Annotated in this window: 19 protein-coding genes; 14 read left to right on the forward strand and 5 right to left on the reverse strand. The window is 72.1% G+C overall.

What is annotated here, in order from left to right; translation table 11 throughout:
- Positions 1-82 precede the first annotated feature (82 nt).
- Positions 83-4,408 (reverse strand): type VII secretion EssC family protein, encoded by a 4,326-nt coding sequence (locus ABEA10_RS42100; RefSeq protein ID WP_345473854.1) that lies wholly within the window; start codon positions 4,406-4,408, stop codon positions 83-85.
- 362 nt (positions 4,409-4,770) lie between these two features.
- Between ABEA10_RS42100 and ABEA10_RS42105 the strand changes: the two genes are divergently transcribed.
- From ABEA10_RS42105 to ABEA10_RS42145, 9 genes are all read left to right on the forward strand, one after another.
- Positions 4,771-5,577, forward strand: a complete 807-nt coding sequence (locus ABEA10_RS42105) for a CpaB family protein (RefSeq protein ID WP_345473856.1) — start codon at positions 4,771-4,773, stop codon at positions 5,575-5,577.
- Complete coding sequence (locus ABEA10_RS42110) at positions 5,577-6,389, forward strand: hypothetical protein (protein ID WP_345473858.1); 813 nt, start codon at positions 5,577-5,579, stop codon at positions 6,387-6,389. Before ABEA10_RS42105 ends, ABEA10_RS42110 begins: the two co-directional genes overlap by 1 nt.
- Positions 6,370-7,671: a TadA family conjugal transfer-associated ATPase gene (locus tag ABEA10_RS42115; protein ID WP_345473860.1), complete on the forward strand. Its 1,302-nt coding sequence runs from the start codon at positions 6,370-6,372 to the stop codon at positions 7,669-7,671. Before ABEA10_RS42110 ends, ABEA10_RS42115 begins: the two co-directional genes overlap by 20 nt.
- Positions 7,668-8,657 carry a type II secretion system F family protein gene (locus ABEA10_RS42120; RefSeq protein ID WP_329251181.1) on the forward strand — a complete coding sequence of 330 codons (990 nt, stop codon included), beginning with the start codon at positions 7,668-7,670 and terminating at the stop codon, positions 8,655-8,657. The genes ABEA10_RS42115 and ABEA10_RS42120 overlap by 4 nt, the downstream gene beginning before the upstream one ends.
- Positions 8,654-9,568 carry a type II secretion system F family protein gene (locus ABEA10_RS42125; protein ID WP_345473863.1) on the forward strand — a complete coding sequence of 305 codons (915 nt, stop codon included), beginning with the start codon at positions 8,654-8,656 and terminating at the stop codon, positions 9,566-9,568. Before ABEA10_RS42120 ends, ABEA10_RS42125 begins: the two co-directional genes overlap by 4 nt.
- Before the next feature lie 139 nt (positions 9,569-9,707).
- The gene (locus ABEA10_RS42130) at positions 9,708-9,911 is read left to right on the forward strand and encodes a hypothetical protein (RefSeq protein ID WP_329251187.1); all 204 of its coding nucleotides are present in this window, start codon (positions 9,708-9,710) and stop codon (positions 9,909-9,911) included.
- A 214-nt stretch (positions 9,912-10,125) separates the two neighbouring features.
- On the forward strand, positions 10,126-10,593 hold the full coding sequence (locus ABEA10_RS42135; protein ID WP_329251189.1) for a TadE/TadG family type IV pilus assembly protein: 468 nt from the start codon (positions 10,126-10,128) through the stop codon (positions 10,591-10,593).
- Complete coding sequence (locus ABEA10_RS42140) at positions 10,584-11,003, forward strand: TadE family protein (RefSeq protein WP_345473864.1); 420 nt, start codon at positions 10,584-10,586, stop codon at positions 11,001-11,003. Before ABEA10_RS42135 ends, ABEA10_RS42140 begins: the two co-directional genes overlap by 10 nt.
- A complete protein-coding gene (locus tag ABEA10_RS42145; protein WP_329251195.1) occupies positions 11,000-11,416 on the forward strand; it encodes a pilus assembly protein TadG-related protein in 417 nt (138 codons plus the stop codon). Before ABEA10_RS42140 ends, ABEA10_RS42145 begins: the two co-directional genes overlap by 4 nt.
- A gap of 620 nt (positions 11,417-12,036) precedes the next feature.
- Here the strand turns inward: ABEA10_RS42145 and ABEA10_RS42150 are convergent.
- Positions 12,037-12,234, reverse strand: coding sequence for a hypothetical protein (locus ABEA10_RS42150; protein ID WP_345473867.1), 198 nt, complete (start codon positions 12,232-12,234; stop codon positions 12,037-12,039).
- A 155-nt stretch (positions 12,235-12,389) separates the two neighbouring features.
- Here ABEA10_RS42150 and ABEA10_RS42155 point away from each other — a divergent pair, with 155 nt between their 5' ends.
- The 3 genes from ABEA10_RS42155 (at position 12,390) to ABEA10_RS42165 (ending at position 16,209) form a co-directional block, all read left to right on the forward strand.
- A complete protein-coding gene (locus ABEA10_RS42155; RefSeq protein ID WP_345473869.1) occupies positions 12,390-15,356 on the forward strand; it encodes a bacterial transcriptional activator domain-containing protein in 2,967 nt (988 codons plus the stop codon).
- 71 nt (positions 15,357-15,427) lie between these two features.
- The gene (locus tag ABEA10_RS42160; RefSeq protein ID WP_345473871.1) at positions 15,428-15,859 is read left to right on the forward strand and encodes a MarR family winged helix-turn-helix transcriptional regulator; all 432 of its coding nucleotides are present in this window, start codon (positions 15,428-15,430) and stop codon (positions 15,857-15,859) included.
- The gene (locus tag ABEA10_RS42165; protein ID WP_345473873.1) at positions 15,856-16,209 is read left to right on the forward strand and encodes an ester cyclase; all 354 of its coding nucleotides are present in this window, start codon (positions 15,856-15,858) and stop codon (positions 16,207-16,209) included. Before ABEA10_RS42160 ends, ABEA10_RS42165 begins: the two co-directional genes overlap by 4 nt.
- A 14-nt stretch (positions 16,210-16,223) precedes the next feature.
- Here ABEA10_RS42165 and ABEA10_RS42170 read toward each other — a convergent pair whose 3' ends face one another.
- The 3 genes from ABEA10_RS42170 to ABEA10_RS42180 form a co-directional block, all read right to left on the reverse strand.
- Complete coding sequence (locus tag ABEA10_RS42170) at positions 16,224-17,423, reverse strand: YncE family protein (RefSeq protein ID WP_345473875.1); 1,200 nt, start codon at positions 17,421-17,423, stop codon at positions 16,224-16,226.
- 316 nt (positions 17,424-17,739) lie between these two features.
- The gene (locus ABEA10_RS42175; protein ID WP_425551030.1) at positions 17,740-17,952 is read right to left on the reverse strand and encodes an acyl-CoA carboxylase subunit epsilon; all 213 of its coding nucleotides are present in this window, start codon (positions 17,950-17,952) and stop codon (positions 17,740-17,742) included.
- Positions 17,953-17,964: 12 nt separating this feature from the next.
- Positions 17,965-19,569, reverse strand: coding sequence for an acyl-CoA carboxylase subunit beta (locus ABEA10_RS42180; protein WP_345473876.1), 1,605 nt, complete (start codon positions 19,567-19,569; stop codon positions 17,965-17,967).
- 134 nt (positions 19,570-19,703) lie between these two features.
- Between ABEA10_RS42180 and ABEA10_RS42185 the strand changes: the two genes are divergently transcribed.
- Both ABEA10_RS42185 and ABEA10_RS42190 read left to right on the forward strand, forming a co-directional pair.
- Complete coding sequence (locus ABEA10_RS42185; RefSeq protein WP_345474043.1) at positions 19,704-22,280, forward strand: phosphoenolpyruvate carboxylase; 2,577 nt, start codon at positions 19,704-19,706, stop codon at positions 22,278-22,280.
- A gap of 30 nt (positions 22,281-22,310) precedes the next feature.
- Positions 22,311-22,751 (forward strand): GNAT family N-acetyltransferase, encoded by a 441-nt coding sequence (locus tag ABEA10_RS42190; RefSeq protein WP_329251223.1) that lies wholly within the window; start codon positions 22,311-22,313, stop codon positions 22,749-22,751.
- Positions 22,752-22,775 lie beyond the last annotated feature (24 nt).

Here is a 22,775-nt window from a genome sequence, read left to right on the forward strand (position 1 = left end):
GTCGACTTACGGCCAAGATGTGACATGTGCGCTGGTTTGGCAAATGCGGACGTCAGGTGGGTCTGAAGGTGGCCCCGATGTCCTAAAGAGGGACGGCGGCCTGAATAGGTGTCGTCTGTCCCGTGTTGGCGAGGACTCCTCTTCCTACGCTGCTGACGACGGTGTTATTTCGCGGAAGAGTTATGCCGAGAAGATCCCCGTCGTCCGCCGATCTCACCCCAAGAAGGAGCCCCGACCTTGATCGCCGTATGTCTGCGAGCAAACCGTTAAATACCCTCGCAAGATCGTCGCTGCTTCCAGCGATGATGATGCCCTGTTCGGCATCCCGGGCGCCTCGGAGGCGCATTGCCAGGGCGTCGTCCAAATCGCTGTCCCCGATCAGCTCGGCATCATCGACGACCAGTACATGGCGTTCCGTCCCGTACACCGCCGCCGCCACGGCACCGTCGCTGGCTTTTTCGTCGAGGACCGCCAGCACACCAGGCTTCTTTTCGAGATCTCGCAACGGGGAGCGGCGAGGACAGATCAGCACGACGGGTACGAGCCCCTCGCCGATATCGGGATCCAGAAGTGACTGCACCATCGTCATCAGGACCGTGGAGCGGCCGGAGCGCGGCGGGCCTGCCACTGTGAAGCCGGGGCCGTCGGCGAGAAGGTCCACGCCGATCGGTCCGAGCTCGTCTCCTCCCACGCCGACAAGGGCCCACAGCGGGGACGGTGCTTTGAATTCGGGATCGAGTGCCAAGGCCGATGCGAGAGTGGCGCGCACAGGTAGCTCGTCCACGTGCAGTGCCCGAAGGCTGCGCGGCGGGCGACCGTAGGTCTCCTCCGCGTCACGCGCGAGCCGCTGCAGGGCCGCCACCTGGGCGGTACCCGAGAGTTCGCCGTCGAGAAGGGCGATCTGTGACTCTCGGAGCGACGAGAGCCCAGGACCGACGACCTCCAGCGCGCGGCCGGATGGCATCTCGCCGGGCACATGACGTTCGTTGATGCCTGCGTAGTTGTAATCGTTGGGATCCGACATGCGCAGGATGAGGCGGTCATCGAACACGGTGGACACCTGGCCGGCCAGGCCAGAGCGGTCGCCGGTGAAGATCGCTCGTAGGCCGACGGCGGCGCCCTCGCGCAGCAGGCGAAGGATCGTGTCGATCAGGCGGCCGAAGTCGTAGTTCTCGAAGGTCGCGACGAAGCCTTCCCACCGGTCCAGCATCAGGACCATCCAGGGCAGGCGGTCCGGCGGTGCCGCCGCCGCGCGTTGTTCCGCCAGTGACGCGAATCCCGTCGCTGCCAGTACCTGCTGCCGCCGGGCCACCTCCGCATGCAGCCGGGCCAACAGTCGTTCCATGCGTTCGATCTGGTCGCGGCTCACCACCGCACCACAGTGGGGTAGGGCGACCAAAGGCAAAAGCGCGTTCGCGCCGCAGTCGATGGCGTACAGGTGGACGTCTGACGGTGCGCATGTCGATGCCAGCGAACCGGCCAGCGTTCGCAAGACGGTTGAGCGGCCTGAGCGGGCCGAGCCGGCCACGTACAGGTGACCGCCGTGCACCAGGTCCAGCGTCAGAGCCGACCGAGACTGCGACGACGGTAGATCCGTCAACCCGAACGCGAGCGGCGGCACATCGTCGGTATCGGCAAACACCGCCGGCAGGTCGTCAAGGGTCACGACCGGCGGCAGCGATGGCAGCCACGGTGCTGGCTGTTCCTCGATGCCCGCGTGGTAGCAGGCCTCGCCGATCGCCTCGACCAGGACCTTCAGGTCCGTCACCATGGTCGACTCGTCGGTCGGTACGTCCACCGGTAGCGGACGGCCTAGGCGGGGCCACGGCAGTGGCGTGACGCGCGCCGGGATCGACGACGTCGCGCTTCCCGGCCGTCGGCCGCCGATACGTGCTGCCTGGACCATTACCGGCGAACCGACGCCCGACCTCACGTAACACCGGCCCGGTGACGACTTAGAAATCCGTGCGGCCGCCGGATCGTCCAGCACGTCCGATGATTCGTCCGGATCCGTCACGCGCAGCGCGATGCGCAGGTTCGTGTTGGCTCGGATGTCGCCGGTCACCACGCCCGCGGGCCGCTGAGTGGCCAGGAGCAGGTGAACGCCCAAAGAACGGCCACGGCGGCCGATGTCCACCAAGCCCTCCACGAAGTCCGGCAGTTCACCCACCATCGCCGCGAACTCGTCGATCACCAACACCAGCCGCGGCATGCGAGTAGAAGCCCGCCGGTCGCCCGCGTCGAACAGTTCGCAGTAGTCCTCGATGTCCTTGGCGCCCGCGTGTAGCAGCAACTCCTCCCGCCGTCGCAGCTCGGCCCCCAAAGACTCCAGCGCACGCTCCGTCAGGTGACCGTCAAGATCCGTCACCATCCCCACCACGTGGGGCAACGACGCGCAGTCGGCGAAGGCGGCGCCGCCCTTGTAGTCGATCAGGACGAACGTCATCTCGTCCGGGCGGTTCGCCACCGCCAGGGACGCGATCAACGTCTGCAGGAGCTCCGACTTGCCCGCGCCCGTCGTCCCCGCGATCAGTCCGTGTGGCCCGTCCAAACGCAGGTCGACCGAGAACACCCCGTCAGAAGACACCCCGATCGGCACCACCGTCGTACGACCCCCGGACTGCCATGCCGCCTGGATCTGGGCCGCCGACGGTGTCGGCATGTGCAGAAGCTCCAGCAGGCGGGCCGACGACGGGATCATCGCCTCCGTGTCGTCGCGCGACACGTCTCGTACGGGCGCCAGAGCGCGGGCCAAACGGTCGCACCACGCCGGTGTCACCTGGTCGGCCAGGACCGCGCCTACCGAGTCCAGACCATTCCCGTGCAGACGTACGTGCGTCGGGCGGTCCCAGTCCCACACCGCGACCGCCGTGCACTCCTCCGGCAGCAGGCGTTCGTCGTCGTCGATACAGATCGCGTGCAGGCCGACCGACGGGCCGCCGCTCAGCACCTGCGGCATGCCCGGGACGCGGCGTAGCTGGCGGGCGCCGTCCAACACCAGCAGGATGTTGTACGGCCCGTCAACAGGAGCGCCGCCGCCGAAGCCCAGGCTGAGCGACGCCGACGGCTCAGCCGTACGGCGGCGCTCGGTGATGCGGATGGCCAGCTCCGTCACGCGGCGCGCCACCGTGTCCGGGTCGGCGCCGACCAGGGCGACGCAGTCCTCGCCCTCGCGCGGGGCGCAGTGCGGCAGCCAGCGCACCCAGTTCCAGTGCGCGCTGGCGGAAGGGTCCGCCGACAGTACGACGATCGCCAGATCGCGCGGGCTGTGCAGCGCGGCGGCCTGGGCGACCAGCCAGCGGGCCAGAGCCCGGGAACGGTCGCGGGCGCCCGACAGGCCGACCACGCCCAGCTCGGCCAGCGGCAGGGGGACGGGTACGGCATGGGCGACCGGGGCCGGCGGCATGACCGGCTCGTCGCCGCCGCCACGGCCGGGCTTGAGCTCGATGCGGGCGGGCAGGTCGGCCAGGCCGATGCGCAGGTGGAGGGTGTCCGGGTCGCCGACGCGGCGTTCCCACAGGCGGCGGCGCGGGCCGGTCGCGGTGAGCAGGACCTCGGCCGGGTCGGGGGCGAGGGCCCGCCACTCGGCCTGGTCGGCGCGGCGCATGCTCTCCAGCGCGCCCTCGAACTCCGCCTTCTTCGCGCGGTACTCCTTCAGCGCCTTCTTGTACGACTTGCGGCCATAGAGCCGGTCGGCGATCCACTCGCCGACCTGGATGACCGGGTACGCCAGCGCCATCAGCGCCCAGTACCACTGCCCGGTGAAGACGACCATGACGACGCCGGTCGCCGCGAACAGCAGCGAGCCCAGCAGCCGCAGGCGCTCGCGCTGCCCTTTTTCGGGCTCCTGCGGCACCTCGATGCGGCGCGGTCCGGACTGCGGGCGGATGCGCGGCGGCCGGTTGTAGGCGAGGCCGCCGTCGTCGAGCGGCGACAGGTGGGCGTCCGGCGCGGCGGTGAGGGCCAGCGTCAGCACGGTCGTGCCGACCGAGAGCACGCCGCCGGGCGGCCACTCCACCGTGCCCTCGAGAGGCACCTGATCGAGGACGCCCGAGCCCGACACGGTGACCCGGCGGGACTCGACCGTGACCGTGAGCGCGTGCGGGGGCACGGACGGGTCGGCGAGGCGTACGTCCACGTCGGGCGAGGTGCCGATGGTGGTCTGGCCGATGCCGAGGCGGTGGACGGGGCCGGCCGCCGGGCCGCCGCTCACGCGGATCTCGGCGATGCCGGTCGGCTCGCCGAGCACCGTCGCGGGCGCGGCGCCGGGGTGCACGGCGACGAGGGCGCCGTCGCGGAGGACCCGGCTCGCCGGGGCCGCGGGGTCGAGCATCCGGCCGCCGGCCCAGAGCGGCTGCGGCGGATCCTCCACCCAGCGGGCGCTCGGGAGGCGTACGACTTCCGCCATCGGTTCCTTGGCGGTGTCGGCGTTCAATGTGGCAATAAGTGACCGCGCAACGGTTCCGACCGTCATATCGGAATCGCCGTTGACGACTACGTCACGGGGACCTTGATCGGTCAGCGCCGTGAGCGAGATTCGCATTCACCCCTCCACATCCCCAGCGTGCGGGACCAGGATAGAGAGGAGGCAGGATGGGAGACAGCGGCTCGGGTCGAGTCGTTTCTTGATCACTTGACAAGCCGCAGGACTCGCTGCGCAAACAATCTGTCGTTCCCACATTGACGCGCGGCGTTATGAGGCGGAACGATGGTTCGCCGCGTCCCCGTCGAACGCGATCAGCCCCCGACAGCCGAATTGGCGGAGAGCCTGTGACCACGAGCAGTGATCGCAAGACCGACGGACGTCCCTCGCTCGGGACGGCCACCGGTCAGCGCATCCCCGTTCCCCGGCGGGAGCGCAAGCCCGCGATGGCGGCACTGGCCGTGCTGCTCATCGTCGGTGGTGCGCTGATCAGCGCGTACCTCGTCATGGCGAGCGGCCAGCGCGTCCCGGTGATCAGCATCGCCCAGCCGGTCGCGGCGGGTCAGCGGATCCCGGCGTCGGCGCTGCAGGAGGTGCAGGTCTCCTCGACCGGCGGCCTGGACTACATCCCGTGGGGTGACCGCACCAAGGTGACGCAGACCTTCGCGACGGTGACCCTGGTCAAGGGCGCGCTGCTCACCAACGGCATGATCTCCACCGGCTCCTCGGTCGCCAAGGGCACCGTCGTGGTCGGTCTCGCGCTGAAGCCGGGCCAGCTGCCCGCGGGCGGCCTCCAGCCGGGCGACCGCGTCGCGCTGTACGCCGTCTCCTCCCAGGGCGGCCAGAGCGGCACGCAGAGCGGCACCGTGCTCGCCCCGGTCGCCACGGTGTACGACGTGGTGCAGCCGGGCCAGAACGACATCCAGGCCGACCAGGTCGCGGTCTCGGTGACCGTCCCGGTCGACCAGGCGCCCCAGGTGACGCAGGCGTCCTCGGCCGGCGCCGTGGCGGTCGCGCTGCTGCCGGCCGGGGAGAAGGCCCCGCAGACGCCGCCGCGGCAGACGGCGCCCCGGCAGTCGACCACGCCCTCCGCGGGTGAGTCGCCCGGAAATCCGCCCGCGTCGCCGCGCGACCGATCGACGGGTAATCCCTGATGGGGCTTATCGCCCTCGCGGCGGACAAGGGGGCGCCGGGCGTCACGACCGCGGCGATCGCGCTGGGGGCCGTCTGGCCCCGCCCCGTCCTGCTCGCCGAATGCGACCAGGCCGGCGGCGACCTGGTGTACCGCCTGCCCGCCGAGGGCGGTGGCATGCTCAACCCGGCGCACGGCATGCTCAGCCTCGCCGCGACCGCGCGGCGCGGGCTGCGGGCCGAGCAGGTCTGGGAGCACACACAGCGGCTCGAGGGCGGGCTCGACGTCCTCGTCGGCCTGACCCGCGCCGAGCAGGCACAGGGCCTGACCTGGCTGTGGAGTCCTCTGGGCCGGGCCTTCGCCAACCTGCCGGGTGCCGATGTGGTGGCCGATTGTGGCCGTCTGGGCGCCGGAGCGGCCTTGACCGATCTGCTGCGTGAGGCGTCAATGATCGTGCTGTTCACGCGGGCGACGCTCGAACAGGTCGCTCACCTGCGTGAACGCATCGGTTCATTGTCGAATGACCTCGGTGGGCACTCCGCACCGCCGATCGGCATTGTCGTCGTCGCCGATCCGAGCGAATACCGCACCGCCATAGCGGAGGTCGGCCGGATCATTTCGAACGCGAAACTTCCCGCCGCCGTCCTCGGGGGTTTCGCGATGGATCCCAAGGGTGCTGAAATGCTGAGGGGCCAGTGGGGCGGGCGGCTCGACCGTTCACTGCTGATCCGTTCGGCACGACAGCTCGCGGGCGGACTCGCGACGCGGGTCGCGCCCACATCGGGGGTTGATCGCGAAGCGCAGGGAGTGGCAAGTGGACCACAGCCTCGTTAAGCGCCTTCGCCAGGACGTCGGGGCCCGGCTCGCCGACCAGCGCCGGCTCGACGCCGCGAACGGCGTCGCCCCGATGAATCCCGAGGACGAGCGGCAGTTCGCGCGCGCTCTCATCGGGCAAGTGCTGGAGGAGTTCGCACGGGCGGAGATCGCGGCGGGCCGGCGTCCGCCGAACGCCGAAGAGGAGGAGCAGCTCGCCGCCGGCGTGCACGCCGCGCTGTTCGGCGTCGGCCGCCTCCAGCCCCTTCTCGAGGACCCCGAGATCGAGAACATCGACGTCAACGGCTGCGACCGGGTGTTCATCGGGTACGCCGACGGCCGTGAGGTGATGGCCGAGCCGGTCGCCGAGTCCGATGAGGAGCTCGTCGAGCTCATCCAGATCCTGGCGGCCTACAGCGGTCTGTCCAGCCGGCCGTTCGACTCCGCCAACCCCCAGCTCGACCTGCGGTTGCCCGACGGTTCGCGGCTGTCGGCGGTCATGGACGTCACCGTACGTCCCGCGCTGTCGATCCGCCGCGCCCGGCTCGGCAAGGTGTTCCTCGCCGACCTGGTCGGGAACGGCACGATCAGCACGGAGATCGGCCTGTTCCTGCGCGCCGCGGTGGCCGCCCGCAAGAACATCATGATCGCCGGGGCCACCAACGCCGGAAAGACGACGCTGCTGCGGGCGATCGCCAACGAGATCCCGACCGCCGAGCGGCTCATCACCGTGGAGCGCGCCCTGGAGCTGGGCCTCGACCAGTTCGCCGAGCTGCACCCCAACGTCGTCGCGCTGGAGGAGCGGCTGCCCAACTCCGAGGGCCAGGGCACGATCACGATGGCCGAGCTCGTCCGCCGGTCGCTGCGCATGAACCCCTCACGCGTGATCGTCGGTGAGGTGCTCGGCGACGAGATCGTCACCATGCTCAACGCGATGACCCAGGGCAACGACGGCTCGCTGTCGACGATCCACGCGAACTCCTCCTGGGAGGTGTTCAACCGCATCGCGACGTACGCCCTGCAGTCCGACGAGCGGCTGCCGATCGAGGCGACGCACATGCTCATCGCGGGCGCCATCGACTTCGTCGTCTTCATCGAGAAGCGCAACGACTACGCGCACGGCGGGCGGCTGCGCCGGTTCGTCTCCAGCATCCGCGAGGTGACCGGCTGCGACGGCCGGGTGCTGTCCAGCGAGATCTTCGAGCCCGGCCCTGACGGCAGCGCCCGCGCGGCGGCGCCGATCGCCTGCGTCCAGGAGCTCGTGCCGTACGGCTACGACCCATCGCATGGAGCGGTCTGGTGACAGGGGCGTTCTCGGGGGGCCTCGCACTCGCGATCGTCGCGGGCGCGCTGATCGGTGGCGGCGTGATGCTGCTCATCGTGGCGATCCGCGGCGTACGCCCGCGGCCCGGCCGGCCGTCGGCGCGCAGCCGTGAGGAGATCGTCCGTACGCTGACGACCCGTACGGCGCTGGCGGTCGTCGCGGGCGTCCTCGTGCTCATCGTCACCCGGTGGCCGGTCGCCGGCATCGGCGCGGCGCTGCTCGTGCTCGGGTGGAACAGCATCGGCGGCGGCGCGGCCGAAGAGCGCCGCTCGATGGCGCGCCTGGAGGCGCTCGCCGCGTGGACCGAGTCGCTGCGCGACACCATCGCGGGCGCGGTCGGCCTCGAACAGGCCATTCCCTCATCGCTGCGCGCCGTGGCGCCGGCGCTCCGCCCGAAGGTGCAGGCCCTGGTCGACCGGCTGCACACGCGGGTGCCGCTCGCCGACGCCCTGCGGATGTTCGGCGACGACCTCGACGACGCGTCCGCCGACCTCGTCGTCGCCGCGCTGATCCTCAACGCGCGGCTGCGCGGTCCCGGCCTGCGCGACATGCTGGGCGCGCTGGCCGACTCCGCGCGGGCCGAGCTCGACATGCGCCGCCGGGTCGAGGCGAACCGCCGCACCACCCGCCGCAGCGTCCAGATCGTCGTCGGGGTCTCGGTGGGCACCGCGCTGCTGCTCGCCGTCGTCAACCGCACGTACGTCGCGATGTACGACTCCGTGACCGGACAGCTCGTGCTGGCGGTCGTGGTCGGGCTGTTCGCCGTCGGGTTCATCTGGCTGCGGCGCCTGGCGAAGTACGAGACGCCGCACCGGTTCCTGGCCGCGGCCGATTCCGATAAGCCGGATGTGCAGGACAAGCCGGGCGTGCCGGGCGAGGTGCCCGAGACCGTCGCGCGCTGGCAGGGGCAGACGCCCGCGGGCGGCAGCCCCACCGTGCCGGGCCCGCGAGGAGGTACCCGATGACCGTCGCCCTGCTGGCCGGCGCCTTCTTCGGACTCGGCGCGTACCTGCTGTTCCGCGCGCTCTTCCCGCCCCGTCCGGGCCTGTCCGCCCGGCTGGCCGCCTTCGACGCCGCGCGCCGGCGCGGGGAGGCCGAGCCGACCGGGCGCGGCGCGAGCACGGCCGAGCGGGTCACCGGGCTGCGCGCGCGGTTCGGCCGGTCGCTGGCCGCCTTCTACGAGGCGCGGGGCTGGCAGCAGCGGTCCGTACGCGCGGACCTGACGCTGCTGGACCGATCGTTCGAGGCGTTTCTGGCCACGAAGTTCCTGCTCGCGATCGGGGCGATCGTGTTCATCCCGATCCTCGTCGCCTACTTCGCCGTGCTGGGGCTCCACGTCGTGGTCGCCGTACCGGTGTGGCTCGGCCTCTTCTTCGCGCTGATCTTCTTCCTGCTGCCGGACATGCAGCTCCGTCAGGAGGCGGGCTCCCGCCGGCGCGACTTCCGGCACGCGGTCAGCGCCTTCCTCGACCTGGTCGCGATGAACCTCGCCGGCGGCCGTGGCGTGCCCGAGGCGCTGATGACCGCGGCGAACGTCGGCGACGGCTGGGCCGTACGCCGCATCCGCGACGCCCTGTCGAACGCCCGGATCACCGGGATCACGCCCTGGCAGGCACTGGGCCGGCTCGGTGACGACGTCAACGTCGACGAGCTGCGCGACCTGTCCGCCGCCCTGGCCCTGGTGGCCGACGACGGTGCGAAGGTGCGCCAGTCACTCTCCGCCCGCGCGGCCAGCATGCGCAGCCGTCAGCTCGCCGACATCGAAGGAAAGGCCGGTGAACGCTCCCAGTCCATGCTCGTCGCCCAGCTCCTGCTGTGCGCCGGTTTCCTGGTCTTCCTCGCCTACCCGGCGGTGATGCGCGTGGTCGCCTCATGACCGAGCGAGGGAATCAAAAGACTCGCACCTGTGGTCACCCCCTCCACGAAGGAGGATTCATGACACGTTCTCTGGCTGTTCCTTTCCCCCGACTGCGAGGTGAATCATGCAGTGGCTGAATCCGATGAACGACCCCCTCGTGACCTACATCCGGTCACACGTTGAAATGCGAATTCAACGGTTGCGTCAGGAGACCGACCGCACCCGTGGTGCGTCCGCCATCGAGTGGGCGATCATCACCGGAATTCTCGCTCTCATCGCCATCACCGTGGGCTGGGTCATCTACCGGCGCGTCACGGCCGCGGCGAACAAGATCAACGTCAACAACGGCCCCGGTAACTGACGCGGGGGCCACCAGATCACGGGGGCGCGCGGACGTGCGCGTCATGGCGGCGCCGTTCCTCCCGGCCGTTCTCGGGTCGGGGCGCCTGAAATGTGCGTACGCCGATATGCCGGTGTTTCCACGCTGAGAACGGCCCGTACCGGCGGCCGGTCACGGCCATCGGTAAATGGTTGACAGCTTTTAGAGCTAATTCGTAGGATTTGATGTGACAAGAATGCGCGGCAAGCATGGGGGCGGGAAGTACGGGGTGCGTACGGCCGGCCGCGCGTCGACCCGCGGGCGGCGCGATCGGGGTGCGAACACCCTCGAACTCGCCCTGCTGACGCCCGTTCTGCTTCTCGTCATTCTGTTCGTCGTCCAGTTCGCCCTCGTATTCAACGCCCGGCACGTCGCGCTCGCCGCCGCGCAGTCGGCCGCGCGGGTCGCCCGCGAGCAGCGCACGGGTGACTGGCGGTCGGCGGCGAGGTCGGAGGGGATCGACTACGTCAACAAGATCGGCCCGCAACTGCTGACGAAGGTGGATGCGGTCCCGGAGGAGAACGTGGGGGAGCACGTGCGCGGAGTCACCGTCGGCGGTTACGCCGTACCCGTCGTGCCGTTCTTCCGGTTCTACGTCAGCGAGCACTCGAGCGGCCCGGTCGAGTGCTACCGGCCCGACAACGGTCTCGACCAATGCGAATAGCCAAGAGACGCGACGCGGGGACGATGGCCCTCGAGCTGGCGCTGCTGACGCCGGTGCTCGTGGCCTTCATGATGGTCATGGTCGGGCTGGGCCGGGTGGTCGAGGCGCAGAGCCAGGTCGACGGCGCCGCCCGCGACGCCGCGCGGGCCGCCTCCCTCGCCCGTACGACCGCGGGCGCGAACAAGGCCGCGGAGAACGCCGCAGGCGAGACGCTCAGCGGCCGCAAGTGGTGCCGCCGGCTGCCGGACACCACGGTCGACTTCTCCCAGTGGCGCCGGGGCGGCCAGGTCTCGGTGGCGGTCCACTGCGACATCGACCTGACCGGCCTGTCGCTCATCGGCTTCCGGCCCTCCCGCACGATGACCGGCACCGCGACGGCGCCGATCGACACGTTCCGGAGGATCGAGTGAAAGCGCGAGGCGACCGGGGAACGGTCGCGCTGTTCACGACGATCTTCGCCGTGTTCGTGCTCGTCCTGGCCGGGCTGCTCGTCGACGGCGGCCTGACCATCCACGCCCGCCAGCGCGCCGCGGACATCGCCGAGCAGGCCGCCCGCGCCGCCGCGGACGACATCGACGTCGCCTACCTCCGCCGTACCGGTAAGGCGCGAATTCTGGCCACCGACGCCCCGTGCCGCCGTGCGCGGCTGCTCGCGAGCAAGTATCCCGAGGTGACGGGCCCGATCCAGTGCGACACTTCCGGCGGCGAGGCCGCGCGGGTGATCGTCCACATCCGGGTGAAGTTCCAACTGCTTAGCGCTTTCGGCTTCTCGGACATGACAATGTCCTCAGCGGCATCGGCCCATCCACAGGAGGGGATCTGACATCCCGGCCCCGCCCGGGCGGGGCTCGCCATCCGGTCCTACGCAGAGGAGTGAGCAGGTTGAGGTTCGCGGTTCGCCGGCCGGCCGTCCCGCGCGGCCACCGCCCGTCCGAGGGCGGCCTTCCCGTCTTGCGCGACGGGCACCTGACCCCGGCCCCGGCGGCGGACCGGTCGTGGCCCCGCGACGACCGCGGCCTGCCGGTCGCCGCTCCGGGCGGCGGGATGCTCGCGGCTTCGGCCCGCCGGGTGCTCGCGGCTTCGGGCCGCGGCACGTTCACCGGCCCGGGCCGCCGGACGCTGGCCCGTCTCCTTCTCACCCCCGCCGCCGGCCAGGAGACCTACGCCCCGGCCTCCGGCCTGCCGTGGGCGGCGAGCGTGCCGGCCGTCCGGCCGCGCCGTGTCCCGGCCGGCCTCCTGGAGCCCGCTCCGACGGCACGGCCCGTCCACGGTCCGCGCACGGCGGCCGTCGAAGAGGCGGAACCCGCGATCACGGGAGCGGCCGACCCGGAGGCGGCGTCGTACGGTCCGTGCTCAGTGGCCGTGGTGGAGTCGGACCGCGGGTCGCTCGCGGGTTCGGGCGGTGGGTCGCTCGTGGCTACGGGTGGCGGGTCGCTCGTGGCTTCAGACCGTCGGATGCCCGCAGGGCCAGGTCGTCGGACGCCGGCCCGTTTCCTCGTCGCTCCCGCCGATGACGTCGAGCGTCCTGGCGACCGGGGAGCGTACGCCTCGCGTGTCCTGGTGGGGCGGCCGGTGGTCCGCCGTGCCGAACCGGGCGTTCTTCACCTGGGTGAGGTCACCGCCGGGCTGCTGGCGCGGCATGTCTCCCGAGGGCGGCCGGCCGCTGCCCGGCGTCCGGCGCTGAGCACGCCTTCGGCGGCTTCCGAGCTTCCACCTTCGGCCGTCTCCGAGATTCCGAGGAGGGAGCGGCGTTCTCTCCCCGGCCGGCGGGCCGGAGTCCTGACGCCGCGCGTCCGATGAGCTCGATCCAGCGGCCCCCGGTCCGCATCGACCGCGGGCGGAGCGCCGGTGACGTCCTGGCCGGGGTCCTCGCGATGGCCGCGCTCGCGGCGTTGCTTCTCGGGGTCCCCTTCGCCCTGCTGACCTTCTTCGGCTCGCCCATCCCGCACAAGCTGCCCTCGACCGAGACGCTCACCCAGCGGCTCGACGCGACGGCGCTCATGCACGTGCTGGTCATCGTCGTGTGGCTCGCCTGGATCCAGCTGACCGCGTGCGTGCTGGTCGAGGCGTACGCCGGGATCCGCGGTGTCGGCGTGCCGGCCCGTGTGCCGCTCGCCGGTGGCCCGCAGGCGCTCGCGCACCGGCTGGTCGTCGCGGCGCTGCTGCTGTTCACCGCGACCACGGCGGTCATGCCGGTGATCACCGGTGTCCGTTCGACGCACATCCAGCAGCACGTGACGCCCCAGCACCGCGAGCCCCCGCGCACGGCCGAGCCCGCGGCCGACCAGGACCAGGGCCAGAGCCAGAGCCAGGACAACCCGGCCCTGATGGAGAAGAACGCCGTCCGGAAGATCTACCGCGTCCGCCCGCCGGCCGGACGGCACCACGAGAGCCTGTGGGAGATCGCCGAGAAATGTTTGGGCGACGGCCGGCGCTACCGCGAGATCTACTCGCTCAATAAGGGCAAGCTGCAGCCCGACGGCACGCGTCTCACCATGGCCAGCCTGATCCGCCCCGGCTGGGTGCTCGACATGCCCGCCGACGCGACCCACGTGGAGATCATCGATAAGGGCCCGCACGACGGGCAGCACGAGCACGGCGTCCCGCACTCGCAGGTTCCGGGCGGCGTCCACCACCACGGGTACGTCGACACCGAGCAGCAGGCCGTCGAGGCCGCGCGGCACGCCGCGCAGCAGGAGGCCCGCGACGACCGCGCCGACCGCGAGGCCGGCCGGCCCCCGATCGACGAGGGACCGGACGTGACCGTCCCCGGCGATCCGGCGCAGGAACCGCCCGCCCAGCAGCCCCCGGCGCAGCAGCCGCCCGCGCACACGCCGCGGCACGAACGGCCGCCGGAGCAGGAGCCGACGGGGCAGCCCTCCGTCCACGCGCCCGCGTTCGGCTGGCCGCAGGAGCTGGCCGTGGCATCGCTCCTGGCGGCCGGCCTGCTCGCCGGGCTCGGCCGGCGGCGGCGCGAGCAACTCTGGCGGCGCGCCTTCGGCACGATGATCGCCCGCCCGGAGGGCGAGGCGGCCACGGCCGAGCACGCGCTGCGCCTCGGCGCCGACACCGAGGCGACCCGCCTGCTCGACCTGGGCCTGCGGCAGATGTCGGCCGCGCTCGCCGCCGACGACCGTACGCTGCCCACCGTGTACGGCGTGCACCTCGGCGCCGACAGTCTCGACCTGTGGATCGCCCCGGCCGACCGCAACCCGCCCGCGCCCTGGCAGGAGTACGACAACGGCCAGGTGTGGCGGCTGAGCGCGACCGCGCTCGACGGCATGGCCACCGCCGACTTCGCCGACGTGCTCGCGCCGTACCCGGGTCTGGTCTCCATCGGCACCAACGAGACCGGCCGCATCCTCGTCGACCTCGAGGCGGCGCACGGCCTGATCGCGCTGCACGGCCCCGACGACGTACGCCGCGCGGTCCTCGCCGCGGTCGCCGTCGAGCTCGCCACCAACCGCTGGTCGGACCACATGCGGATCACGCTGGTCGGCTTCGACGAGGAGCTGGCGCTGGTCGCGCCCGACCGCATCCGCGTCGTACGGTCGCTGGCCGAGGCGCTGCCCGAGCTGGAGGGGCGGAGCGAGGAGGTCCGTCAGGCGCTCGCGGCCTCGGGCGCCGACTCCGTGCTGACGGGCCGCTGCCGCGGAGTGTTCGGTGAGGCGTGGATGCCGCACTACCTGATCATGGCCGAGCCGCCCACACCGGAGGAGGCCGAACGGCTGGTGGCGCTCGCCCGCACCGGCCAGCGCATGGCGGCCGGCTACATCGTCGCCGGCGACACTCCGGGCGCGACCTGGACCTGGGACGTCGCCGCCGACGGCCGGCTGCGCGCCGGTGTGCTCGGCTTCGACGTCGACGCGCAGCTCGTGCCCGAGCCGCACTACCGCGCGGTCGTCGAGCTGTTCCGCACCGCCGGACGCACCGAGGGAGTGCCGTACGGCGACCCGGACGACCCGCCGCCCGCGACGCCGCTCGGCGGCGAGACACAGCCCGCGGTCGACATCCGCCTGCTCGGCCCGATCGAGATCGACGCGCCCGAGCCGCTCGACGAGAGCCGCCGCGCGATCTGCACCGAGGTGCTCGTCTACCTCGCGACGCACGGCGAGGGCGTGCACCCGACCGTGCTCGGCGGCGCGGTCTGGCCGCGCGGCGTGTCGGCGAGCGTCCGGGACGCGACCGTCGCACGGGTCGCCGACTGGCTGGGGCGCGACTCGCGCGGCCGGCCGAACCTCTACTACGACGAGCGCGGCCGGATCCGGCTCGGCTCGGAGGTACGCGTCGACTGGGAGACGTTCCGCTGGCTCATCTGGCGGTCCGCGGCCGAGCCGGCCTCGGAGCTGGCGTACATGGCGTACGCGCTGGACCTCGTCCGTGGCCGCCTGATGGACGGCCGTCCGCGCGGCCGTTACGGCTGGCTGGCCGCGGAGGACTTCGAGTACGAGGCGACCGCCCGTGTCGCCGACGTGGCGCACCGGCTGGCGCTGATGAAGCTGGACGAGGGCGACGCGCGGGGCGCCGTGGCGGCGGCACGCGCGGGCCTGCGGCTGGCGGAGGGCGACGAGGGCCTGTGGCGCGACCTGCTCCGCGCCACCCACGCGACAGGCGACGCGGCCCAGCTCCGCGACGTGGTCGACGAGCTCCGCGGACGCGTCGCGGCCGACCCGTACACCGACCAGATGCAACCCGAGACCGAGGCACTGGTCGACGAGCTCCTGCCCCAGTGGCGCGGCGTCGCCGCCGGCGGCACCGGCTGACGCCCCGGCCGGACGCGGCGACCCGCCCGGCAACTCTTGAGTAGGTCAAGAGTTGTCTGTATAAAGTGATCGTGCAAGAGACGTCTGAGGACAGGTTCTTTCGTGAGCTCGGTAGCGCCTGGGCCGAGCTGCGGCAGGCGTTCGCCCGGCATGTCGGGATGAGCGCTCAGCGCGTGCAGGTGCTCGTGCGGTTGCGGCGTGCGGGCGAGACCAGCCACAGCGACCTGCGTCAGGCGCTGGGCGTCGACGGGGCGAGCGTCACCCGGCTGGTCAAGGAGCTCGAGGCCGAAGGGCTCGCCGGGCGCCGCCTCGACCCGGCGGACAACCGCTACACCCTGGCCGCGCTGACGCCCGCCGGCGAACGGCTGGCCGCCGAGCTGGAGCGGTCCCACCAGGAGTACCAGGAGCGGCTGCTCGACGGCGTCAGCGCGCAGGAGCGGGAGGCCGTGCTGCGCGTCCTGCGGCGCGTCCGCGCGAACGTGACCGGACAGGAGACCCCATGACGGAGCCAGGTGCCGAGCAGGTGCGGTCCGCGGCCCGGCGGATGTACGCGGCGTTCAACGCCCACGACCACGCCGCCGCGACCGACATCTTCACGGCGGACTTCTACAGCCATCCGATGGGGACCACGGGGCCCGACAGCGTCACGCGGTCCTGGCAGCGGTTCCACGAGGCGTTCCCCGAGGCCCAGGTCGTCGTCGAGGACATGGTCGTCGAGGGTGACACCGCCGCCGTCCGTACGAGTGTGCGCGGCGTTCCCGGGCAACCGCCGCCGACCATGCTGGAGATCTTCCGGGTGCGCGACGGTCGCATCGCCGAACTGTGGGGCCTGTCCTCCCTGCGGCGCGCCTGACGAGCCGGACCGGGTCAGCGGTAGTTGCCGGTGTGGCCGAGGGAGAAGCGGCCGGGCTGGGGATGGACGCACAGGCCGTGCGGGCCCGGGCCGACCGTGATCCTGCGCAGCGGGCGGCCCGTACGGGTCGAGAAGGCGTAGACCGCGTCGTTCGCCTTCGCCGACAGCCACAGCACCCGTCCGGTCGCGGACACGCCGCCCATGTCGGGTGACACCGGCACGCGCCAGCGGGCGGTCACCCGGCGGCGAGCGAACGAGATCAGCGACACCGTCCGGGCGCCGCCGTTGGTCACGTACAGCACGCGGGCGTCGCGGCTGGGGTACAGGCCGTGGGCGCCCCGGCCCGTACGGATGAAGCCGCTCTTGCGGAAGCGGGCCGCGTCGACCAGCCACACCCCGCCCCGCGCGGCGTCGGCCACGTAGAAGGTCCGCCCGTCCGGCGACAGGCGGACGTCCTGGGGGTCGGCGCCGCGCGCCAGCCTCAGGGTGCCGGCCGCCCGGTGCCGCCGCAGGTCCACCCGGACCAGCCGTCCGGACCGCGCGCACCCGACGACCAGCGTGTCACCGGTCGCGGAGAAGTCGGCGCGGGTCAGGCCCGCGCACGGCATCCGCAGCGTGCGGCGGTGCCGCATCGTGTGCGGGTCGCGGACGTCGATGCGTCCGCGCCGGGAGTCCAGCAGGAAGGCCTCACGACCGTCGACGGAGAAGTACAGGTCCGACGGCGCGGCCACCGGCACGGTACGGCCCGCCCTTCCGGTGCGGGGGTTGATCGGCACCAGGCCGCGCGGTGAGGTCACCCACAGCGTCTTCAGGTCCCACGACGGCACGACCTGCTGCGGCGCGCGGCCGACCGGGATCCGCCGCAGCACGCGGTAGGTCGCCGGATCGATGACCTCGACCGCCGCGCCGCGCGCGTCCGGGACGTACACCCGGCGGGGCATGCCGCGAACGGCCGGGCTCAGCATCCCCGCCCGGGTCGCGGCGTAGACGTCCGGCGGCGCGTCGGGCAGGTCACCGCGCTGGTCGACCACGGGAGGCGAGTGCGTCGGCCGGACGTACGGCACGGGCGCGCCGAGCCCGGCGACCGGGGCATCGGGTCCGGGCCGACCGCGGAACGGCACCGGCGACCGGCACCCGCTTAACAGCCCGGCGAACACGACGAGCGCCAGCGGCATGGCGACCGTGCCACCGGGCGTTCGTCGGGACTTCCCCACAAAGGACGGACTCTACTCGCTCGGCGACGGATTGTAAGCGGTTAACCGCGAAGAGGAAGCAGTGTCGTCGGGGGAGACGCGAAGTGCGCGCACAGCGGCCGCGGGTGCCGGGCGACGGCGGGGCCATGGGGTGGGCCCTGGTCAAGAGGACGCGGCAGGATCGAACGGGTTGAGCGTCCGCACGCCGGTCCGCTCGACGTCCTTGACGTTCCGCGTGACGAACGTCCAGTCGTTGACGTACGCCGTGGCCGCCATGAGACCGTCGGCGACCGGCAGCGGACCCGACGCGCTGAGGACAGGTGCGAGCGCGGCGGTCTTACGGCCGGTCGGGCAGGGCCGAGGCGCGCCAGGCGCCGGGGCCGTGGGGCAGCGGGCGGCGCAGGCGCCGGGAGGGGTCCGACCAGGCCGAGCGCGGCTGTGGCGCGGGCGGTGCGGCCGCCGCACGGGCGCGCGCGGTCAGCACGGCGACCAGCGCGGCGATCTCCTCCGGCGTCGGATCGCCCCGGACGACCTGCAGGAACGGCGCCATGGGGACCTCCATCTACAGCGGGATGTTGCCGTGCTTCTTCGGCGGCAGCGTCTTGCGCTTGTCGCGGAGGGCGCGCAGGGCCCGGACGATCTGACCGCGTGTCTCCGACGGCTTGATCACCGCGTCGACGTAACCGCGGTCGGCGGCGATGTAGGGGTTGGCGAGCGTGTCCTCGTACTCGGTGACCAGCTCGGCGCGGCGCGTGTCCGGGTCGTCGGCGGCGGCCAGCTCCCGCCGGTACAGGATGTTGACCGCGCCCTGCGCGCCCATCACCGCGATCTGCGCGGTCGGCCACGCCAGGTTGACGTCGGCGCCCAGGTGCTTGGAGCCCATGACGTCGTACGCCCCGCCGTAGGCCTTGCGGGTGATCACCGTGACGAGCGGCACCGTCGCCTCGGCGTAGGCGTACAGCAGCTTGGCGCCGTGCCGGATGATGCCGTTCCACTCCTGGTCGGTGCCGGGCAGGAACCCGGGCACGTCCACGAAGGTCAGCACCGGGACGTTGAAGGCGTCGCAGGTGCGCACGAACCGGGCGGCCTTCTCGGAGGCGTCGATGTCGAGCGTGCCGGCCAGCTGCATCGGCTGGTTGGCCACGATCCCCACCGAGCGGCCCTCGACCCGGCCGAATCCGCACACGATGTTCGGCGCGAACAGCGGCTGCACCTCGAGGAACTCGCCGTCGTCCAGCACGTGCTCGATCACGGTGTGCATGTCGTACGGCTGGTTCGGAGAGTCCGGGATGAGGGTGTCCAGCTCGAGGTCCTCGTCGGAGATCTCCAGGGGCGCGGGCGTGTCGTACACCGGCGCGTCGGACATGTTGTTCGACGGCAGGTAGGACAGCAGCGCCTTGACGTAGTCGATGGCGTCCTGCTCGTCCGAGGCCTGGTGATGGGCCACGCCGGACTTGGTGTTGTGCGTGTGCGCGCCACCGAGATCCTCGAACGTCACCTCCTCGCCCGTGACCGTCTTGATCACGTCGGGACCGGTGATGAACATGTGCGAGGTCTGGTCGACCATGACGATGAAGTCGGTCAGGGCCGGGGAGTACACCGCGCCGCCCGCGCAGGGGCCCAGCACCAGCGAGATCTGCGGGATCACGCCGGAGGCGTGGGTGTTGCGCTTGAAGATCTCGGCGTACAGGCCGAGGGCGACGACGCCCTCCTGGATGCGCGCGCCGCCGGAGTCGTTGATGCCGACGACCGGGCAGCCGGTCTTGAGCGCGTGGTCCATGACCTTGACGATCTTCTCGCCGAACACCTCGCCGAGCGATCCGCCCGCGACGGTGAAGTCCTGGGAGAAGATCGCGACCGGCCGGCCGTCGACCGTGCCGTGGCCGGTGACGACGCCGTCGCCGTACGGGCGGTTCTTCTCGACTCCGAAGCCGTGGGCGCGGTGCCGCGCCATCTCGTCGAACTCGACGAAGGACCCCTCGTCGAGGAAGGCGTCGATCCGCTCGCGGGCGGTCATCTTGCCCTTGGCGTGCTGCTTCTCGACCGCACGCGCGGACCCGGCGTGCACCGCCTCGTAGCGGCGCCGTTCCAGATCGGCGATCTTCCCCGCCGTCGTGTGGATGTCGATCTCGGCGGCGGGCAGTGGCTCTGGGGCTTGCGTGGCCATCTCGCCAGAGTAGCCAGCCGGTCTTGAGCGCCGCTGATGGGGGTTGATCTCAGCCCGCGAGACGCCATCCGGCGCACCGACCGTGACTGGCTACGCTGAATCGCGTGTCGACTCGAAACTCCGCCCGCGAGCAGATGCCGGAGCCGCTGCGCGCCGACGTGCGGTTGCTGGGCTCCCTTCTCGGACAGGTCCTCGTCGAGTACGGCGGACAGGACCTGCTGGACGACGTCGAGGCCCTGCGGCACGCGGTGATCGCCGCGCGCAGGGACGAGAAGGACGTCGACGACGTGGCCGCCATCGTCAGCGGCTGGCCGCTGGACCGCGCCGAGCTCGTCGCGCGCGCGTTCACCGTCTACTTCCACCTGACGAACCTCGCCGAAGAGCACCAGCGGATCCGTACGCTGCGCGAGCGCGACACCGGCGAGGAGCCGCTGCGCGAGTCCGTCGCCGACGCGGTCCGCCGGATCGGCGACGAGCGCATCGGCCGGCTCCTCGACGATCTGGAGCTGCACCCGGTCCTCACCGCGCATCCGACCGAGGCGCGCCGCCGCGCCGTGGTCACCGCCATCCTGCGCATCAGCGCCCTGCTGCGCGAGCTGAACGACTCCCGCGCGGGCAGCGGCGAGCGTGAGGAGATCACGCGGCGGCTGCTGGAGGAGATCGACCTGCTGTGGCGCACGTCGCCGCTGCGCCGCACCAAGCCGGACCCGCTCGATGAGGTCCGTACGGCGATGGCGATCTTCGATGAGACGCTGTTCCGCGTCGTCCCGACGATCTACCGGTCCCTCGACACGGCGCTGGCGCCGGGCACCGGCGCGCGGCCCCCGCTGGCCCGCCCGTACCTGCGGTTCGGCAGCTGGATCGGCGGCGACCGCGACGGCAACCCGTACGTCACCGCGCAGATCACCCGCGAGGCGATCGGCATCCAGGCCGACCACGTCCTGCGCGCCCTCGGCGCCGCCTGCACCCGGGTCGGCCGCACGCTGACCACGCACGAGGGCACCACGCCGGCCTCGGCGGCCCTGCGCGGCGCGCTGGCGGGCGCCCGCGCGTCCCAGCCGGACCTGATCGCCGACATCGGCAAGCGTTCGCCCGGCGAGCCGCACCGCCAGCTCCTGCTCTACGCCGCCGAGCGCATCGAGGCGACCCGGAAGCGCAACGCCGACCTGGGCTACCGCGCGCCGGCCGACCTGCTCGCCGACCTGCGCATCGTGCAGGACTCCCTGGTCGAGGCCGGTGCCGTACGCCAGGCGTACGGGGAGCTGCAGCACCTGATCTGGCAGGTGGAGACGTTCGGTTTCCACCTCGCCGAGCTGGAGGTCCGCCAGCACTCCGGCGTGCACGAGCAGGCGCTGACCGAGATCCGCGCGGGTGGCGAGCTGAGCGAGCAGACCGAGGAGGTCCTCGACACGCTGCGCGTCATCGCCTGGGTGCAGGAGCGCTTCGGCGCCGACGCCTGCCGCCGGTACGTCATCTCCTTCACGCGTACGGCCGAGGACATCGCCGCCGTCTACGAGCTGGCCGAGCACGCGGCCGTCGGCGGCAAGCCGCCGGTGCTCGACGTCGTGCCGCTGTTCGAGACCGGCGAGGACCTCGACCGCTCCCCGGCGGTGCTGGACGGCATGCTGCGCCTGGCGCCCGTACGCCGCCGGCTGCTGGAGACCGGCCGCCGCCTGGAGGTCATGCTCGGCTACTCCGACTCGGCCAAGCAGCTCGGCCCGACGACGGCGACGCTGAAGCTGTACGACACGCAGGCGGCGCTGGCCTCGTGGGCGGCGCGCCACGACATCCGGCTCACGCTCTTCCACGGTCGTGGCGGCGCGCTCGGCCGTGGCGGCGGCCCGGCCAACCGTGCGGTGCTGGCCCAGGCGCCCGGCTCGGTCGCGGGGCGGTTCAAGGTGACCGAGCAGGGTGAAGTGATCTTCGCCCGGTACGGCCACAAGGAGATCGCCCGGCGGCACGTCGAGCAGGTGACCAGCGCGGTCCTGCTGGCCTCCACGCCCGGCATCGAGGAGCGCGCGCTGGAGGCGGCCGAGCGGTTCCGCCCGCTGGCCGACCGGATCAGCGCGGCGGCCGAGCAGACGTACCGGTCGCTGGTCGAGGCCGAGGGCTTCGCCGACTGGTTCGCGTGCGTCAGCCCACTGCACGAGATCGGCGGCCTGCGCCTCGGCTCGCGCCCGTCGCGGCGCAAGGCGACCGCCTCGCTGGAGGACCTGCGGGCCATCCCGTGGGTGTTCTCCTGGACCCAGACGCGGGTCAACCTGCCGGGCTGGTACGGCCTGGGCAGCGGGCTGGCCGCCGCGGACGACCTGGACGAGCTGCGCGAGGCCTATGCCTCGTGGCCGCTGTTCGCCGCGCTCCTGGACAACGCGGAGATGAGCCTGGCCAAGACCGACCGGGCCATCGCCGAGCGCTACCTCGACCTGGGCGACCGGCCGGACCTCGCCGCGGCGGTGCTGGCGGAGTACGACCGCACTCGCGCCCTCGTGCTCCAGGTCACCGGCCACACCCGGCTGCTGGAGGACCGCAACGTCCTGTCCCGCGCCGTGGAGCTGCGCAACCCGTACGTGGACGCGCTGTCCCACCTGCAGCTGCGTGCGCTCCAGGAGTTGCGCGCGGGGATCGAGGACGACGCCCAGCGGGCGAAGGTCGAGGACCTCCTGCTGCTCGCCGCGGCCGGTGTCGCCGCGGGTCTGCAGAACACGGGATGATCCCGGCCGAACAGGCGGTTGACTGACGTCATGGGCATCAGGCAGGCCGAGGCCCCCGACCGCGCTGCGGTGGAGGCGATCGTACGCACGGCCTACGAGCCGTGGGTCGAGGCGATCGGCGCGGTTCCGCTCCCGATGGTCGCCGACTACGGCGACCTCATCGAGCGGGGCCGCGTCCACGTCCTCGAGAACGGCGAGGTCGACGCGCTGATCGTGCTGGAGACCGACGGCGACGTCCTGCTGGTGGACAACGTCGCGGTCCGGCCCGACCGGCAGGGACGCGGCCTGGGGCGGCGGCTCATGGCGTTCGCCGAGTTCCGGGCCCGGTCGCTGGGCCTGTCCGCGCTGCGGCTCTACACGAACGAGAAGATGGTCTCCAACATCGGGCTGTACGAGTCGCTGGGCTACCGTGAGACGGGACGAGAGTCTCTGAACGGCCGACATGTGGTGCACATGCGCAAGCAGTTGTAGCACCGGTAAAAGGAAGCAACCCGG

The sequence above is a fragment of the Actinoallomurus oryzae genome, assembly GCF_039541955.1.
GTDB classification, from domain to species: Bacteria; Actinomycetota; Actinomycetes; order Streptosporangiales; family Streptosporangiaceae; genus Actinoallomurus; species Actinoallomurus oryzae.

What these genes read in the sequence shown, in the direction of transcription:
- ABEA10_RS42100 (WP_345473854.1), bottom strand. Translation starts at nt 4,408, where the DNA reads ATGGCGGAAGTCGTACGCCTCCCGAGCGCCCGCTGGGTGGAGGATCCG.
- ABEA10_RS42110 (WP_345473858.1), top strand. Translation starts at nt 5,577, where the DNA reads ATGGGGCTTATCGCCCTCGCGGCGGACAAGGGGGCGCCGGGCGTCACG.
- ABEA10_RS42125 (WP_345473863.1), top strand. Translation starts at nt 8,654, where the DNA reads ATGACCGTCGCCCTGCTGGCCGGCGCCTTCTTCGGACTCGGCGCGTAC.
- ABEA10_RS42135 (WP_329251189.1), top strand. Translation starts at nt 10,126, where the DNA reads ATGCGCGGCAAGCATGGGGGCGGGAAGTACGGGGTGCGTACGGCCGGC.
- ABEA10_RS42140 (WP_345473864.1), top strand. Translation starts at nt 10,584, where the DNA reads ATGCGAATAGCCAAGAGACGCGACGCGGGGACGATGGCCCTCGAGCTG.
- ABEA10_RS42150 (WP_345473867.1), bottom strand. Translation starts at nt 12,234, where the DNA reads ATGCCGCGCCAGCAGCCCGGCGGTGACCTCACCCAGGTGAAGAACGCC.
- ABEA10_RS42155 (WP_345473869.1), top strand. Translation starts at nt 12,390, where the DNA reads ATGAGCTCGATCCAGCGGCCCCCGGTCCGCATCGACCGCGGGCGGAGC.
- ABEA10_RS42165 (WP_345473873.1), top strand. Translation starts at nt 15,856, where the DNA reads ATGACGGAGCCAGGTGCCGAGCAGGTGCGGTCCGCGGCCCGGCGGATG.
- ABEA10_RS42175 (WP_425551030.1), bottom strand. Translation starts at nt 17,952, where the DNA reads ATGGCGCCGTTCCTGCAGGTCGTCCGGGGCGATCCGACGCCGGAGGAG.
- ABEA10_RS42180 (WP_345473876.1), bottom strand. Translation starts at nt 19,569, where the DNA reads ATGGCCACGCAAGCCCCAGAGCCACTGCCCGCCGCCGAGATCGACATC.
- ABEA10_RS42185 (WP_345474043.1), top strand. Translation starts at nt 19,704, where the DNA reads ATGCCGGAGCCGCTGCGCGCCGACGTGCGGTTGCTGGGCTCCCTTCTC.
- ABEA10_RS42190 (WP_329251223.1), top strand. Translation starts at nt 22,311, where the DNA reads ATGGGCATCAGGCAGGCCGAGGCCCCCGACCGCGCTGCGGTGGAGGCG.